Consider the following 14268-nt stretch of genomic DNA (forward strand, 5'->3'; position numbering starts at 1 on the left):
GAGTACCCCATGACATCCCGAACCACGCGGAGCCGCACGGCGGCAGCGTGCACCGCCGTGCTGCTCGCCGGCCTGGGCCTCGGCGTCGTGCCGGTCGCCGCGGCCGACGACGCCCCGGACGACGCCGGGCTGCGGCAGACGGTCGAGGCCGGCGAGGAGGTGGTGACCGGGGACGTGGTGGTGACCGACGGTCACGTCGACGTCGGCCCCCGCTTCCTCGACGACGAGTGGACGATGCTCGCACGGGACGACCGCGAGGTACCGTCCGTCTGGCGTGACCCCGGGCGCACCGTCCTGCACCTCGGCGACGCGGCGGCCCTGCCCGCCCCCGACGGCCCCGACTACGCGTTCCTCGGCGTCGAGCCCGGTACCCCGCTGCACGTGGTGCCGCAGACACAGGCGCCCGACGTCGTCTGGCTCGGCTGGAACACCCAGGACCCCCGGGTCGTGGACGCGATCGGCCAGGGTGCGTCGCTGCGCCTCGACGCGCTCGACGGTCCCGGTGACGTGTTCGTGTTCCTGCAGGAGGGTGTGTCCGGACCACCGAACGTGCTGTGGGACTCGGGCGAACCCCTGCCGCAGGAGCTGTGGATGGAGGTCAACACCCATGTCCACGCGAACTGGGTGTTCACCGAACCGGGCATCTACCGGCTGGACGTCACCATGCTGGCCGACCTGACCGACGGGACGCAGGCCGAGGACCGGAGCAGTCTCGTGTTCGCGGTGGGGGAGGACACCGATCCGGCCGCGGCGTTCGCGGTGGCCGACGACGACGCCCCGGCCGGCCGCACACCGTCCGCCGGCGTGACCGGGGAGGCCACCGACGTGGAGGCGACGGACGCGCCGGAGGCGAGCGCGGCCTCGTCGGGCGACAGCCCCGGTGTGCTGGTCTGGGCGGCGGTGCTGGGGGGTCTCGCGCTGCTCGCGGTCCTGGTCGCGCGGGTGTCGGGCGCGCGTCGGGCGCGTGCGGCGGCCGAGCGCGACGCCGGGGACGAGTCGTGACGGCGACCGTCGCGGGCGACGCGAGCACCGGTGCCCGCTCGGGTGCGGCCACGGTGCTGCAGGTGCGCGACCTGGCCGTCGTGCTCGGCGGCCGGTCCGTGCTGGAGGACGTGCGGCTCGAGGTCGCCGAGGGCGAGCTGCTGGGGCTGGTCGGCCCGAACGGCGCGGGCAAGACGACGTTGCTGCGGGCCGTGCTGGGACTGGTGCCGTCGTCCGGCCGGATCAGCATCACGGGTCAGGACGTCCGCTCGGGCCGGGGGTACGGCAGGGCAGCACGCCCGACGCGCTCGATCGGCTACGTGCCGCAACGTCACGAGTTCGCCTGGGACTTCCCCGTCACCGTGGAGGACGCCGTGCTGACCGGGCGGGTCACCCGGATCGGCTGGCTGCGCGGAGCCGGGGCGCAGGACTACCGGGCGGTACGCCACGCGCTGGACCGCGTGGAGATGACCCACCTGCGGCGACGGCCCGTCGGGGAGCTCTCCGGCGGCCAGCGCCAACGGGTCCTGGTGGCCCGCGCCCTCGCCCTCGACCCCCGGATCCTGCTGCTGGACGAGCCGTTCACCGGCCTGGACGTACCCACCCAGGAACACCTGACCGAGCTGTTCCGCGAGCTGGCGGACGAGGAGCGAGCAGTGATCATGACGAACCACGACCTGGTGGGCGCGGTCCACGCGTGCGACCGCCTGTGCCTGCTGAACGGGACGGTCGTCGCCTCCGGCACGCCCGCGGAGCTGGCCGGCCCGGAACCATGGATGACGGCCTTCGGCGTCTCCGCCGGATCCCCGCTGCTCACGGCGATCAGCGAGGTCGCCCGGGGGCGGGCGGCCGGCGCGCCGGACGGGGGCGGTCGCGCATGATCTCGCCCGTCGACTTCGTCCAGGACCTGGTCAACCCCGACCTCGCCTTCCTGCCCAAGGCGCTGCTCATGGCCGTGCTCTCGAGCGTGGTGTGCGGCGTGGTCGGCACCCACGTGGTCCTGCGCGGCATGGCCTTCATCGGCGACGCCGTGGCACACGCCGTGTTCCCCGGTCTCGCGGTGGCGTTCGTGCTGCAGGGCTCGCTCGTGCTCGGCGGGGCGATCGCCGGGATCACCACGGCCCTGCTGGTCGCGCTGTTCGCGCAGAACCGCCGGCTGCGCGAGGACTCCGTGATCGGCGTCTTCTTCGTCGCCGCGTTCGCGCTCGGGATCGTGATCATCTCGGCGGCGCCCGGGTACGCGGGGTCGTTGCAGGACTTCCTGTTCGGATCCATCGTCGGCATCCCCGACGAGGACGTGCTGATCGCCGTCGTCGTCGGACTGGTCCTGATGGCCGTGCTGTTCGCGTTCCACAAGGAGCTGGTCGCCGTCAGCCTGGACCGGGAGAGCGCGCGCGCCCTCGGGCTGCCCGTGCTGCGGCTCGACCTGCTGCTCTACGTGGTCGTCGCCGCCGCGATCGTGATCTCGGTGCAGACCATCGGCAACGTCCTGGTCCTGGCCCTCCTCGTCACGCCCGCCGCGGCCGCCCGGCTGCTGACCGACCGGCTCGGCCCGATGATGCTGCTCGGACCGACCATCGGCGGGGCGTCGGCGCTCGTCGGCCTGTACCTGTCATGGAGCCTGGACCTCCCGGTCGGCGGCACGATCGTCCTGGTCGCCACGGCGGTGTTCCTCCTTGCCTGGCTGCTCGCGCCCCGGCACGGCGTGCTCACGCGTGCCCGACATCGTGCTCGTCGGCGAACAGCCGGCCGAACTGGACCTGCTCCGCATGGTCGACCGCGCCGCGCAGCAGCGTAGCGTTCGTGGCATGAACGAAGACACCGGGGCGGTCGTGAGGCTGTTCGTGGAAGAGTTCCAGGGCAACGGGACACGGCGGGTGGGTGAGGAGCTCCTCGCCGCCGACTTCGTCAACCGGACCCCGGACCCGGGCTCGTCGGGTGACCGGCAAGCCGTCCTGGACCAGTTCGAGATGCTGCACACCGGGCTCTCGGATCTTCGGGTGGAGATCCATCAGCTGCTGGTCTCCGGCGACCGGGCCGCCACGCACAAGACGTTCCACGGCACGCACACGGGGGACCTCATGGGCGTTCCGGCGTCCGGACGCGCTCTCGCGCTCGAGGTGATGGACATCGTCCGCGTGCGGGACGGTCAGATCGTCGAGCACTGGAACGTCGTCAACCAGCTCGCGTTCCTGCGCCAGCTGAGCCCGCGCAGCATCGCTGGTGCGGTGGGTCGCCGGCTGCTCCGAGGGCTACGCAGAGCCCGGCCGCGGTGATCGTCACCGTGCGGGCGAAGGACTCCAAGAGATCAGTCCTGGAGATCCCGTCCAGCACTACCGAGCAGTGGCCGTGGTCGACGTGATCTCCTCGGCGGCCGACCAGAGGCGGGCCGCCGTCGTGGCGTCGCGCATGCGTCGGCTGAGGCCGGCTCGATGGGGGTACCCCGTGATGAAGTGACGGGGACCGTAGTAAGCACCGGGCAACGCGGCAGGATCGGCAGCCGCGAACAGGATCGAACCCGTGCCCTCCTGGGGTTCCATGTTCGGGAGGGGCCAGCCCACGGGCCGGGTGACCGGGTGCTCGCGGCCCAGGTTGGGCCCGGCGGTCTGCAGGTTCGTGCGCGTGAAGCCGGGGTGGGCGGCGTTGCTGACCAGGCTCCAGCCCCGTGCCCTGGCCAGGTGCGCCAGGTGGCGGGCGAGGTGCACGTCGGCGAGCTTGGACTGCGCGTACGCGGCCCACGGGCGGTATCGCCGGCGCTCCCAGTCGAGGTCGGCAAAGTCGATGCGGCCCAGGTTTGCGGCGCCTGAGCTCATGGTGGCGACGCGCGGTGCGGGCGCGGCCAGAAGCAGTGGCAGGAGCAGGTTGGTCAGGGCGAACGGGCCCAGAAAGTTGGTTCCCCACTGCAGCTCATGACCATCGGCGGTCTCGTGACGCCGGGGCGGGACCATGACGCCGGCGTTGTTGACGAGGGTGTCGAGCCGGTCGAGGTCGCGCCGCAGGCCCTCGGCGAACGCGCGCACCGACGCAAGGTCGGCGAGATCGACGACCCGTACCTCGGCATGTGCGTCGGGCCGGCTCCGCAGGACCTCGGCGAGCGCCTCGGCGCCCTTCTCGGGGTTGCGGACGGCGAAGATCACACGGGCACCCGCCGCTGCCAGCCGTTCGGCCGCCTCACGGCCCGTGCCGCTGTTGGCGCCGGTGACGACGACGGTGCGACCGGTCTGGTCAGGGACGGGATACACGGTCAGGCGCCCAGGACCACTACGGGGTCGCTGGTCGGCTGCTCGGACCCGGGGCGATGAGGGCACCGCCCCAGTGTGCCCCAAGAGTGCCCTGGGCCTACAGCAGGCGCGGCGAGGGCTGGCATCCTAGTTCGACGGTGAATCCAGGTGAAACGGGGGCGCTCCCCGGGTGGATCGTGCTCACACCGGGTGATTACACGGAAGTCAAAGTGATAACAAAATCCCTCTGACCTGCAACTACATTGGTGTCCGGAGGGGGACTTGAACCCCCACGCCCGATAAAGGGCACTAGCACCTCAAGCTAGCGCGTCTGCCATTCCGCCACCCGGACAGGTGGACCGATCCCGGCGTTTCCGCCGTTCCGGTGCGGGGAAAAACATAGCACGCAGGACGGGTCGGTTCCGAATCGAAAGCCGTGTGACCTGGGTCCCGTGACCGGGCAGGGCCCCGGACGCCGCACGACGGCGCCCGTCGCCGCCGGCGAGACCCGCGCATGCCGCCGCTGCCGCACGGCTGGCACACTCACGAAGCGTGACGACCTCGCACTGGCCCCTGACCACCGAACGCCTCGAGCTCCGCCCGGTCATCCCTGCCGACGCCGATGCGTTCCTCGTCTGGCGCTCGCGGCCGGAGGTGGCGCGCTACATGTTCCAGCCGCCCTGGACGCGCGAGGTCGCCGAGCGCAAGCTGATCGACTGGTCGGACGCGCCGTTCTCCATGGCGGGCGACGTGCTGGTCCTCGCGGTCGTCGACCGGGCGGACCGGCGCGTCATCGGGGAGACGCTCCTCAAGTGGGCGCCCGGAACCGGGCAGGCGGAGGTCGGCTACGGATTTCGTCCGGAGGTGGCCGGCGCCGGGTATGCCACCGAGGCGGTCCGGGCGACGCTCGACGTCGCGTTCGGCACCTACGGCTTCCACCGCGTGTTCGCGCGCCTCGACGAGGAGAACACACCGTCGGCCCGGGTGTGCGAGCGCCTCGGCATGCGCAGGGAGGCGCGTCTGGTCGAGAGCGACATCCGGCCGGACGACGGCGCGTGGGCCACCGAGCTGAACTACGCGATCCTGGCGGACGAGCACGCATCCCGGCGGCCCGCGCCGGCCGACGGCGGGTGACCGGCCCGTACCGGTTGTCGCGAGCCGTGACCTCCCGCTAACGTCCGCCTGGACAATTCGCCCAAAACAAATAGTGGGAGCATGGCGATGACGGCTGACGCGCCGACGGTAGCGCCGACGACAGCGGCGGAGTCGCCGACCACCCCCCGGCCGGCGGCCCCGGACCCGGCGGCCACCGAGCACCAGGGCGCGGCCCTGGTCCCCCCGGACCCCACGAGCCCGCGGGCCACCTTCGGCGCACCCTGGATCCGGTCCACCGGCGACCTGGCGTGGCGGCTGGTCGGCATCGTGGTCGCCGTCGCCGTCGTGTTCTACGTCGTGGGCCTGGTCCAGGTCGTGTTCGTCGCGCTGTTCCTCGCCCTCGTGTTCACGACCGTGCTGTTGCCGCTCGGTGACCTGTACGACCGGGTGATGCCCCGCGGGCTGGCCATGGCCGCGTCGCTGCTGACCGCGGTGCTCGCCGTCGGCGGACTGGTGACCTACGTGGTCTCCTCCGTGGTGAGCCGCTGGGACGAGCTCGCCACGGAGTTCGGCACGGGCCTCACCGACCTCTCCGGTCTCCTCACCGGCGTCCCGCTCCTCGCCGGCCTGGGCGGTCCCGAGGAGTGGCTCGCCGACGGGGGTGCCTGGCTCCAGCAGAACGGCGGTGCCTTCGCCGGCACCGCCGCGGAGAGCGCCGGGTCGATCGCCGAGGGCGCGACCGCGGTCGTGCTGGCGATCTTCTGCACGGTGTTCTTCCTGACCCAGGGCGACCGGATGTGGCGGTGGGTGCTCTCCCTGGTCCCGGCGGACCGGCACGACCGCTGGCAGACCGCCGCGGGCGCCGGCTGGACGGCGTTCTCGGGGTTCACGCGGGGAATGTTCTTCGTCGCGCTGTCCGACGGCGTCATGGCCGGGATCTTCCTGACCGTCGTGGGCGTACCGCTCGCGCTCCCGCTGTCCGTGGTGGTGTTCCTGGGGGCGTTCGTCCCGATGATCGGCCCGGTCGCCGCGATCGTCGTCAGCGTGCTGGTGGCGCTGGCCGCCAAGGGCCCGGTGCTGGCGCTCGTGGTGCTGATCGGCATGGTCGTGGTGGCGCAGATCGACGCGAACGTGCTGCAGCCGCTGATCACCGGCAAGCAGGTCTCGCTGCATCCCGTGGTGATGGCGCTCGTCGTCGCGGCGGGCTCGGTGCTGGGTGGCCTGCTGGGTGCCGTCGTCGCGGTGCCGCTCACCGCGGTGACGTGGGCCGTGTTCAGCACGCTGCGCAGGACGCCGCTCGCCGGGACGGCCGGGGGAGCGCACCACGTGCCGGCGCAGGGCGCGACACGTGCCACGACGCAGGGCGCGGCGCCCAGCCATGAGGCAGACTGACTCGGTGCCTGACCCCGCACCGACCGACCCCGCACCACGACCGGACGCCGAGCGCCGCGTCCTGGTGCTGAACGAACCTGTCCTGCCGCCCTGGCTGCGCACCTCCGCCGGGTGGTCCTGGCGCCTGATCGTGCTGGTCGCCGGGGTCGCCCTGGTGTTCTGGGCGGTCACCCAGGTGCTGATCGTCTTCGTGGCGGTCTTCCTGGCGCTGGTCTTCACCGCCGTGCTCAACCCCCTCACCGACCTCTACAGCCGGGCGATGCCCCGCGCCCTGGCCACGGCCGCCGCGATCCTGTCCGGCGTGCTCGTGGTCGGGGGCCTGCTCACCTACGTCGTGGTCTCCGTCGCCGGACAGTGGGAACGGCTGGCGGGGCAGTTCAACACCGGCATCGACCAGATCGTCGACTTCATCGAGAACAACCCGCTGCGGGTCGACGTCGACGTGGACACCCGAGACCAGTGGATCGACGACGCCGCCGACTGGCTCCAGCGGAACGCCGAGACCCTCGTGGGCCGCGCCGCGGAGAGCGCCGGCTCGATCGTCGAGGGCGTCGCGGTGGTGGTGCTCGCGATCTTCTGCACCGTCTTCTTCGTCGCGTCGGGCGCCTCGATGTGGCGCTGGTTCATGGCGCAGGTGCCCGCTCGTACGCGGGACCGGTGGCACGCCGTCGCCAGCGCGGGCTGGTACACGTTCTCCGGCTACACCCGTGGCATCGTCCTGGTCGCGATCTCCAACGGCATCCTGGCCGGCATCTTCCTCTCGATCCTCGGCGTGCCGCTCGCGGCGCCCCTGGCCGTGCTCGTCTTCATCGGTACCTTCATCCCGCTCATCGGGGCGCCCCTGGCCATGATCATCGCCGCGGTGGTGGCGCTCGCCGCCGACGGGCTCCTGACGGCGCTGATCGTCACGCTCGGCATCGCGGGCATCGGCCAGCTCGAGGGGCACGTGCTGCAGCCGCTCATCATGGGCAAGCAGGTCTCGCTGCACCCCGTGGTGGTCGCGCTCGGCGTCACCTGCGGCACGGTGGTGGGCGGCATCCTCGGGGCGATCATCGCCGTCCCGCTGATCGCGGTGGCGTGGTCGGTGTTCAGCACGCTCCGCACGGGTCCCGACGATCCCGTGCCCGACGGCGGGGAGGATCTGCCGCCCGCGGACCCGACGCCGCAGGACGAGCAGACCCCGGACCGTCCCGCTACCTCTTCGAAACGGTAAACCTGCAGGTCGGAGCCACTTTTTGTGGCACGATCGACCCATGGAACCGTTCGTCCTGGCCACAGAGCACGTCCGCCTGTCCGTCCCCACGTATGCGGACGTCGACGCGATCACCGCGGCCTGTCAGGACCCCGCCGTCGCCGAGTGGACGGTGGTGCCGGTGCCGTACGAGCGCAGGCACGCCGAGGGGTTCGTACGCCATCACGTGGCCGAAGGCTGGGCGAAGGGCGCCGTGTACACGTGGGCGGTGCGCGCGCCGGGCGACGCCGACGGACCGCTGATCGGCATGGTGGGGCTGACGTGCGAGGGCGGCCCGGGGGAGGAGCGCGCCGGCGAGCTCGGCTACTGGATGGCGGCCGACGTGCGCGGCGGCGGGCTGTGCACCGAGGCCGCCCGGCTGGTCGTGGACTGGGCGCTCGACCCCGACGGGCTCGGGCTGTCGGTGGTGAGCTGGGTGGCGTACGTCGGCAACTGGGCGTCGCGCCGTGTCGCCTGGCGTCTCGGTTTCCGCCTGGAGGCGACCCTGCGCAGGCACGCGCTGCAGCGCGGCGTGCGGCGTGACGCCTGGGTCGGGACCGTGCTGCCCGACGATCCGCGCGAGCCCAACGAACCCTGGCCCGCCGACGCTCCCGGGACGCGGGTGCGGCCCGGCGTCAGCTGAGGCGGGCCTGCGCCGCGCGGACGGCCGGTGGCGCCCACCAGGCCCGGTGGCCCAGCACGACCAGGGCGACGGGCCAGAGCAGCGCGAGGACCAGCAGGTCGACCAGGGCGGCGACGGTGACGGCGAACCCGGTCTCGTTGATCACCAGCCCGCCACCGGCCATGAACGCCGCGCAGACCACCACGACCACCAGCACGGCCGCGAGGACCGACCGCCCCGCGCGGTACAGGCCGCGACGGACGGCCTCGGTGGCGGACGTGCCGCCGGCGCGCAGCTCGGCCACCCGGGAGGTCACGAGCAGCGTGTGCGCGCACCCCAGCCCGAACGCCAGTGCGGCGACGGTGGCGAGCACGTTCGCCTCGATGCCACCGACCGACGTCACCCCCAGCGGCACCGGCAGCACCCCGTGCTGGAAGGTCAGGACCAGCACGCCCAGCGAGACGGCGAGAGTCAGGGCGCCCGAGACCACGGCGGCGCATGCCACCACCGCGGAGCCCGTCGCGAGGAGGACGAGCAGTGCCGCCACGGCCGCCACGACCGCGGCGGCGGGCAGGCCCCGCTGCGCGAGCGACTCCGTGAGGTCCACCTGCGTGGCCGCCCGGCCGGTGACGAGCACCTCGTGCGGGGCCGCCAGCCCGCGCACGGCCCGCACCACGTCCTGGGCTTCCGGGCTCGTGGCGTCCGCGCCGTCGGTGTGCACGCCCAGCACGGCGTGGTGGTCCTGGGTGGCGCCCTGCGTGGACCCCCGTGCGGCGCCCGGGCCCGCCGGGTCCAGGGCGTCCGGCCCGTCCACCCGGGTGACGCCCTCCACCTCGCGGACCTCGGCGGCCAGCGGCCCGACGTCACCGGCGGCCGCCCGGGCGACGACCGTCACCTCGGCGCCCTCGCTGGCCGGGTAGGACGCCGCGAGGACCTCGAAGAAGCGGCGCTGCTCGGCGTCGTCGGGCAGCAGCTCGATGGCGCTCGTGGAACGCACCTGCAGCGCCGTGCCCGGAGCCGCGAACCCGAGCAGCACCACCAGGCAGCCGACGGCGACGGCCCACCGGTGCCTGCGCACGAAGCGGGTGGCCACGCGGCGCGGGCGCACCACCCGCTCCCGCACCGCCCGGTACCGCAGGCCCAGACGTCCGGGGGGCCGCAGCACGTCGGGGCGGGCGAGCCGGCGCCCGGTGAGGGCCAGCAGTGCGGGCACGAGGGTGACCGCGGCGAGCAGTGCGAGCACGACGGCCGCCAGGGCGCCCGCCCCGGTACCCAGCACGGCGGCGGGGGAGAGCGCGAGCAGGCCGGCCGTGGCCGCCGCCAGCGCCAGGGTCGCGAGCGCGACGGCCCGGCCCGCCGTCGCGGTGGTCCGGGCCACCGCCTCGACCACCACGACGTCGCGCCGGCGCCGGCGCAGGAGGCGGGACTCCGCGGCCAGGCCCGACAGCGTGCGCAGCTCCTCCCGGAACCGGGCGGTCAGGAACAGCCCGTTTCCGACGGCGACCGCCGTCACGAGCATGGCCACGACCGCGGGCAGCGACGCGTCGACCACCACGGCCCCGGACGACAGGTACGTCAGGGCGTACAGGACGCCGAGACCCGTGCCCAGTGCCGCGACCGCCGCCGCCAGTGGGACGGCCGCCGCCAGGAGGCTGCCCAGCGCGAGCGCGGCCACGACCAGCGCCGGCGGGAGCGCGACGAGCGTGCCCGTCCGCAGGTCGTCCCCGGCCTGGTCGCGCACCGCGTCGTCCACCAGGTCCGTGCTGGTCACCAGGCCGGACGCCGCGGCGGCGCCCTCGCCGCCGTCCCGCCGCAGCGCCGCGGGCACGGCCTCCAGCCGGTCCACGACGGCATCGTGGACGGCGGCGCGCTCCGGCAGCGGGCCGTCCTCCAGCAGGACGTAGGTCACGAACCCGTCGCCGCCCTGCGCCACGAGGTCGCGCGCCGTGGGGCCCGCCGGCCCGCCGTCGAGCACGTACGGGTTGACCACGGTCGCCACGCCGTCGAGCCGGGCCAGCCGAGCGTTCAGGGTGCCCATCGTCGACGTCACACCCGGGTCTGCCGGGTCCGCACCGTGCACCACGAGGGAGACGGCGCCGCCACCCGGGGCCGCGTCGGCCAGGACGGCGTCGGCAGCGGCGCTCTCCGAGCCGGGTGCGGCCGGCGCGGAGACCGTGGACCGGTCCAGGAGGTTCGGACCACCGAACCCCGTGGCGGCCGCCACGAACCCCGTGGTGGCCAGGACGAACCAGACGGCGACCGTCGTCAGCGGACGGCGAGCGACGGTGCGGCCCAGCCCGTCGAACAGCGAAGTGAGCACCGAGCGACCATCTCACCGCGCGCACCGTCCCGCGCGGCGAGCCGGAGAGCGCCCCGGAGGAGTGCTCCCGGCCCCCGCCGGCGCCCCGCGTGGCCGAGCATGTCAGTGAGCCTCCGTAGGCTGGGGCCATGGTGGATCTCTTCGATGCCGCGACGACAGACACGGCTGGCACCCCGGTCGCGCGGGCGTCGTCCCCCCTCGCCGTGCGCATGCGCCCGGCATCGGTCGACGAGATCGCGGGGCAGCAGCACCTGCTGGTCCCCGGGTCCCCGCTGCGCCGCCTCATCGAACCGGGAGCGGGCGGGCGCGCCGCCCCGTCCTCGGTCATCCTCTGGGGGCCGCCGGGTACCGGCAAGACCACGCTCGCCTACCTCGTCGCCACCGTGTCCGGCCGCCGCTTCGTGGAGCTGAGCGCCGTGACGGCCGGCGTCAAGGACGTGCGCCAGGTCGTCGAGGACGCCCGGCGCCGGCTCGCCACCGGCGGCGACGAGACGGTGCTGTTCGTCGACGAGGTGCACCGCTTCTCCAAGTCCCAGCAGGACGCGCTGCTGCCCAGCGTCGAGAACCGCTGGGTCACCCTCGTGGCCGCCACCACCGAGAACCCCAGCTTCTCCGTGAACTCGCCGCTCCTGTCCCGCTCGCTGCTGCTCACGCTCCGGCCGCTGGAGACCGAGCACGTCCGCGAGCTCGTCCTGCGTGCGGTGACCGACGAGCGCGGCCTCGGCGGTGCCGTCGAGCTCGCCGACGAGGCGACCGAGCACCTCCTGCGGCTCTCCGGCGGCGACGCCCGCAAGGCGCTCACCGTCCTGGAGGCCGCGGCCGGCGCCGTCCTGTCCGACGGCGGCTCCGCCGACGGTGCCTCCGCCGCCGGTGACCGGGCCCCCGGCGACGTGCCGCGCATCGGGCTGGCCGACGTCGAGCGCGCCGTCGACGTCGCGGCCGTCCGCTACGACCGCGACGGCGACCAGCACTACGACGTCATCTCCGCGTTCATCAAGTCCATCCGCGGCTCCGACGTGGACGCCGCGCTGCACTACCTCGCCCGCATGGTGGCCGCGGGGGAGGACCCCCGGTTCATCGCCCGGCGCCTGGTCATCTCCGCCGCCGAGGACGTCGGCATGGCCGACCCGTCCGCGCTGCAGACCGCCGTCGCCGCCGCGCAGGCGGTCCAGCTCATCGGGATGCCCGAGGGGCGCATCGTGCTCGCCGAGGCCGTCGTGCACCTGGCGACCGCGCCCAAGTCCAACGCCGCCTACCTCGGCGTGGACGCGGCGCTCGCGGACGTGCGGGCCGGCCGCGTCGGCACCGTCCCGCAGCACCTGCGCGACGCGCACTACGCGGGCGCGAAGCAGATGGGGCACGGCGAGGGATACCGCTACGCCCACGACTGGCCGAACGGCGTCGCGCCGCAGCAGTACCTGCCGGACGTCCTGGCGGGGTCGCGCTACTACGACCCGAGCGACCGCGGCTACGAGCGGCAGGTGTCGGAGCGGCTGGAGCGCATCCGAGGCATCCTCGGCAGCGAGGGCGAACGGCAGTGATCAGCCCCACGACAGGCCGGAGCCCTGACGTGCGCTAAGATGTACAGGTTGCCCATGGCGACTCCCTGGGACCTCGGCCCCGCGAACGTGATGGTCGGACTTCGATCCGATCCCGCGCTCCAACGGCTGGTCCCGCACCCGATGTGGTTCCCCCTCGTGGGCGTGCCGTGTCTGGGTGTGACCTTTTTCCTTACTACAGGACAGGAAACACAGTGACTTCTGTGACCCGTTCGCGCCGCCAGGTGCGTCTGAGCCGCAAGCTGGGCCTCGCGCTCACGCCCAAGGCCGTCAAGCACTTCGAGAAGCGCCCCTACCCGCCCGGCGAGCACGGCCGTGCCCGCCGTCGCACCGAGTCGGACTACGCGGTGCGTCTGCGCGAGAAGCAGCGTCTGCGCGCGCAGTACATGCTCCGCGAGAAGCAGCTGCTCAAGGTGTACGAGAACGCCCGCAAGCAGGCCGGTCTGACCGGTGAGGTCATGGTCGAGGACCTGGAGACGCGGCTCGACTCCGTCGTGCTGCGCGCGGGTTTCGGCCGCACCATCCTGCAGGCGCGTCAGCACGTGACGCACCGCCACATCCTCGTCGACGGCAAGATCGTGGACCGCCCGTCGTTCCGCGTGAAGCCGGGGCAGACCATCCAGGTCAAGGCGAAGAGCCAGGCCACGGTGCCGTTCCAGGTCGCGGCCGCCGGTGCGCACCGCGACGTGCTGCCGGCCGTCCCGGGCTACCTGGAAGTGCAGATCGAGAAGCTGTCGGCCACGCTGACCCGTGCGCCCAAGCGCGCCGAGGTCCCCGTGACCTGCGACGTGCAGATGGTCGTCGAGTACTACGCTCGCTGATCCGCATCGCTGAGCAGTAACAGGACGCCCCGTCCGCGCTTCGGCGCAGTCGGGGCGTCCTGTCGTCTGCGCTGACTGGCGCGCCCTGGCGAGAACGGGCTTGTGCTCGGCTGGGGGTCCAGAGCGCACACAACCCCGTTCTCGCGGCGCGCTGGCGTCGGGCGGCGCCGGTGGCGGCGTCCGGGATAGGGTGACGAACGGTTCCGTGCAGACAGGTTTGCAGGCTGGTCGCAGACAGCTCGGGCCGGACACCAGCTGACCACCAGCGGACCTTCAGGTAGGAGTTTGCGCATGACCCTCGGCGACCTCGGAGACGTGGCGGGACTGATCGCGGCGATCGCGTTCGTGCTCCTGGTGGGCTTTCTCGCCGTTCCCCTGTGGAAGCTGGGCAAGCTCCTGGACGAGGCGCGCTCGAGCGTCCGTGACGTCACCGACCACTCGGTACCGATCCTCGACGAGGCCGCGAGCACGGTCGCCTCCGCGAACACCCAGCTCGTCAAGGTCGACACGATCACCACCTCGGCGGCGTCGGTCAGCGAGAACGTGTCCGCCCTGACGGGGCTGTACGCCGCGACGCTCGGCAAGCCCCTCGTCAAGGTCGCCGCCTTCTCCTACGGCGTGCGACAGGCCTTTGGGCAGGCCAAGGGCCGGTTGGGCAAGCACACCGACCCGAACGCCGGTGCCACCGGGGCCGGCGCATGATCCGGCGGCTGTTCTGGGTGGGCGTAGGGGTGGCCGTCACCGTCGTCGTCATCCGCAAGGGTCGCCAGGTCGTCGCGCGCTACACGCCGGAGGCGGTGAGCGAGCGCGCCGCGGCCGCGGTGGACGACGCCGGCGTGCGGCTGAACCGCATGGCGCACTCGTTCCGGTCCGACTTCAGCACGGCGCGCGCCGAGCGCGAGGCGCAGCTCATGGCGTCCCTCCGGGGCGAGCTGCCGCGGCACGAGCGGTAGCGTCACCGTCCGTCGTCCCGCTGGATCATTCAGTTTCCGTCTGCCCCGCCACGAGCGGCAGAATAGGTATGTA

The 14268-nt window shown here is 73.2% G+C and carries 14 protein-coding genes and 1 tRNA gene; 12 read left to right on the forward strand and 3 right to left on the reverse strand.

Annotated elements, in window-relative coordinates:
* Nucleotides 1–9 precede the first annotated feature (9 nt).
* Genes ACFSL2_RS03905 through ACFSL2_RS03920 form a run of 4 tightly spaced genes read left to right on the forward strand, consistent with a single transcriptional unit; the run spans nt 10 to nt 3257 of the window.
* Nucleotides 10–1002 carry a choice-of-anchor M domain-containing protein gene (locus ACFSL2_RS03905; RefSeq protein ID WP_377196584.1) on the forward strand — a complete coding sequence of 331 codons (993 nt, stop codon included), beginning with the start codon at nt 10–12 and terminating at the stop codon, nt 1000–1002.
* The gene (locus tag ACFSL2_RS03910; protein WP_377196585.1) at nt 999–1862 is read left to right on the forward strand and encodes an anchored repeat-type ABC transporter ATP-binding subunit; all 864 of its coding nucleotides are present in this window, start codon (nt 999–1001) and stop codon (nt 1860–1862) included. The genes ACFSL2_RS03905 and ACFSL2_RS03910 overlap by 4 nt, the downstream gene beginning before the upstream one ends.
* Nucleotides 1859–2779, forward strand: a complete 921-nt coding sequence (locus ACFSL2_RS03915; RefSeq protein ID WP_377196586.1) for an anchored repeat-type ABC transporter permease subunit — start codon at nt 1859–1861, stop codon at nt 2777–2779. The genes ACFSL2_RS03910 and ACFSL2_RS03915 overlap by 4 nt, the downstream gene beginning before the upstream one ends.
* 10 nt (nt 2780–2789) lie before the next feature.
* A complete protein-coding gene (locus tag ACFSL2_RS03920; protein WP_377196587.1) occupies nt 2790–3257 on the forward strand; it encodes an ester cyclase in 468 nt (155 codons plus the stop codon).
* A 57-nt stretch (nt 3258–3314) separates the two neighbouring features.
* Here ACFSL2_RS03920 and ACFSL2_RS03925 read toward each other — a convergent pair whose 3' ends face one another.
* A complete protein-coding gene (locus ACFSL2_RS03925; RefSeq protein ID WP_377196588.1) occupies nt 3315–4223 on the reverse strand; it encodes an SDR family oxidoreductase in 909 nt (302 codons plus the stop codon).
* 243 nt (nt 4224–4466) lie between these two features.
* A tRNA-Leu gene (locus ACFSL2_RS03930) sits at nt 4467–4554 on the reverse strand.
* Nucleotides 4555–4754: 200 nt separating this feature from the next.
* Here ACFSL2_RS03930 and ACFSL2_RS03935 point away from each other — a divergent pair.
* From ACFSL2_RS03935 to ACFSL2_RS03950, 4 genes are all read left to right on the forward strand, one after another.
* Complete coding sequence (locus ACFSL2_RS03935; RefSeq protein ID WP_377196589.1) at nt 4755–5336, forward strand: GNAT family N-acetyltransferase; 582 nt, start codon at nt 4755–4757, stop codon at nt 5334–5336.
* 81 nt (nt 5337–5417) lie between these two features.
* Nucleotides 5418–6689 carry an AI-2E family transporter gene (locus tag ACFSL2_RS03940; protein WP_377196590.1) on the forward strand — a complete coding sequence of 424 codons (1272 nt, stop codon included), beginning with the start codon at nt 5418–5420 and terminating at the stop codon, nt 6687–6689.
* A gap of 4 nt (nt 6690–6693) precedes the next feature.
* Nucleotides 6694–7902: an AI-2E family transporter gene (locus ACFSL2_RS03945; RefSeq protein WP_377196591.1), complete on the forward strand. Its 1209-nt coding sequence runs from the start codon at nt 6694–6696 to the stop codon at nt 7900–7902.
* A 40-nt stretch (nt 7903–7942) separates the two neighbouring features.
* Nucleotides 7943–8563, forward strand: coding sequence for a GNAT family N-acetyltransferase (locus ACFSL2_RS03950; RefSeq protein WP_377196592.1), 621 nt, complete (start codon nt 7943–7945; stop codon nt 8561–8563).
* Here ACFSL2_RS03950 and ACFSL2_RS03955 read toward each other — a convergent pair.
* The gene (locus tag ACFSL2_RS03955; RefSeq protein ID WP_377196593.1) at nt 8556–10862 is read right to left on the reverse strand and encodes an MMPL family transporter; all 2307 of its coding nucleotides are present in this window, start codon (nt 10860–10862) and stop codon (nt 8556–8558) included. The two genes, ACFSL2_RS03950 and ACFSL2_RS03955, sit on opposite strands and share 8 nt — an antisense overlap.
* 131 nt (nt 10863–10993) lie before the next feature.
* Between ACFSL2_RS03955 and ACFSL2_RS03960 the strand changes: the two genes are divergently transcribed.
* The 4 genes from ACFSL2_RS03960 to ACFSL2_RS03975 all read left to right on the forward strand — a co-directional run bounded on the left by ACFSL2_RS03960 (nt 10994) and on the right by ACFSL2_RS03975 (nt 14195).
* Nucleotides 10994–12403, forward strand: a complete 1410-nt coding sequence (locus ACFSL2_RS03960; RefSeq protein ID WP_377200760.1) for a replication-associated recombination protein A — start codon at nt 10994–10996, stop codon at nt 12401–12403.
* Between the two features lie 212 nt (nt 12404–12615).
* Nucleotides 12616–13242, forward strand: coding sequence for a 30S ribosomal protein S4 (rpsD, locus tag ACFSL2_RS03965; protein WP_377196594.1), 627 nt, complete (start codon nt 12616–12618; stop codon nt 13240–13242).
* A gap of 291 nt (nt 13243–13533) precedes the next feature.
* Nucleotides 13534–13944 (forward strand): DUF948 domain-containing protein, encoded by a 411-nt coding sequence (locus ACFSL2_RS03970; RefSeq protein ID WP_377196595.1) that lies wholly within the window; start codon nt 13534–13536, stop codon nt 13942–13944.
* Nucleotides 13941–14195, forward strand: a complete 255-nt coding sequence (locus ACFSL2_RS03975; protein WP_377196596.1) for a hypothetical protein — start codon at nt 13941–13943, stop codon at nt 14193–14195. The genes ACFSL2_RS03970 and ACFSL2_RS03975 overlap by 4 nt, the downstream gene beginning before the upstream one ends.
* Nucleotides 14196–14268: the final 73 nt, after the last annotated feature.

This window comes from Promicromonospora aerolata (assembly GCF_042682255.1).
In the GTDB taxonomy this organism is placed as follows: Bacteria; Actinomycetota; Actinomycetes; order Actinomycetales; family Cellulomonadaceae; genus Promicromonospora; species Promicromonospora aerolata.

Coding starts and splice junctions, on each gene's coding strand:
- ACFSL2_RS03905 (WP_377196584.1), top strand. CDS start 10: ATGACATCCCGAACCACGCGGAGCCGCACGGCGGCAGCGTGCACCGCC.
- ACFSL2_RS03915 (WP_377196586.1), top strand. CDS start 1,859: ATGATCTCGCCCGTCGACTTCGTCCAGGACCTGGTCAACCCCGACCTC.
- ACFSL2_RS03920 (WP_377196587.1), top strand. CDS start 2,790: ATGAACGAAGACACCGGGGCGGTCGTGAGGCTGTTCGTGGAAGAGTTC.
- ACFSL2_RS03940 (WP_377196590.1), top strand. CDS start 5,418: ATGGCGATGACGGCTGACGCGCCGACGGTAGCGCCGACGACAGCGGCG.
- ACFSL2_RS03950 (WP_377196592.1), top strand. CDS start 7,943: ATGGAACCGTTCGTCCTGGCCACAGAGCACGTCCGCCTGTCCGTCCCC.
- ACFSL2_RS03970 (WP_377196595.1), top strand. CDS start 13,534: ATGACCCTCGGCGACCTCGGAGACGTGGCGGGACTGATCGCGGCGATC.
- ACFSL2_RS03975 (WP_377196596.1), top strand. CDS start 13,941: ATGATCCGGCGGCTGTTCTGGGTGGGCGTAGGGGTGGCCGTCACCGTC.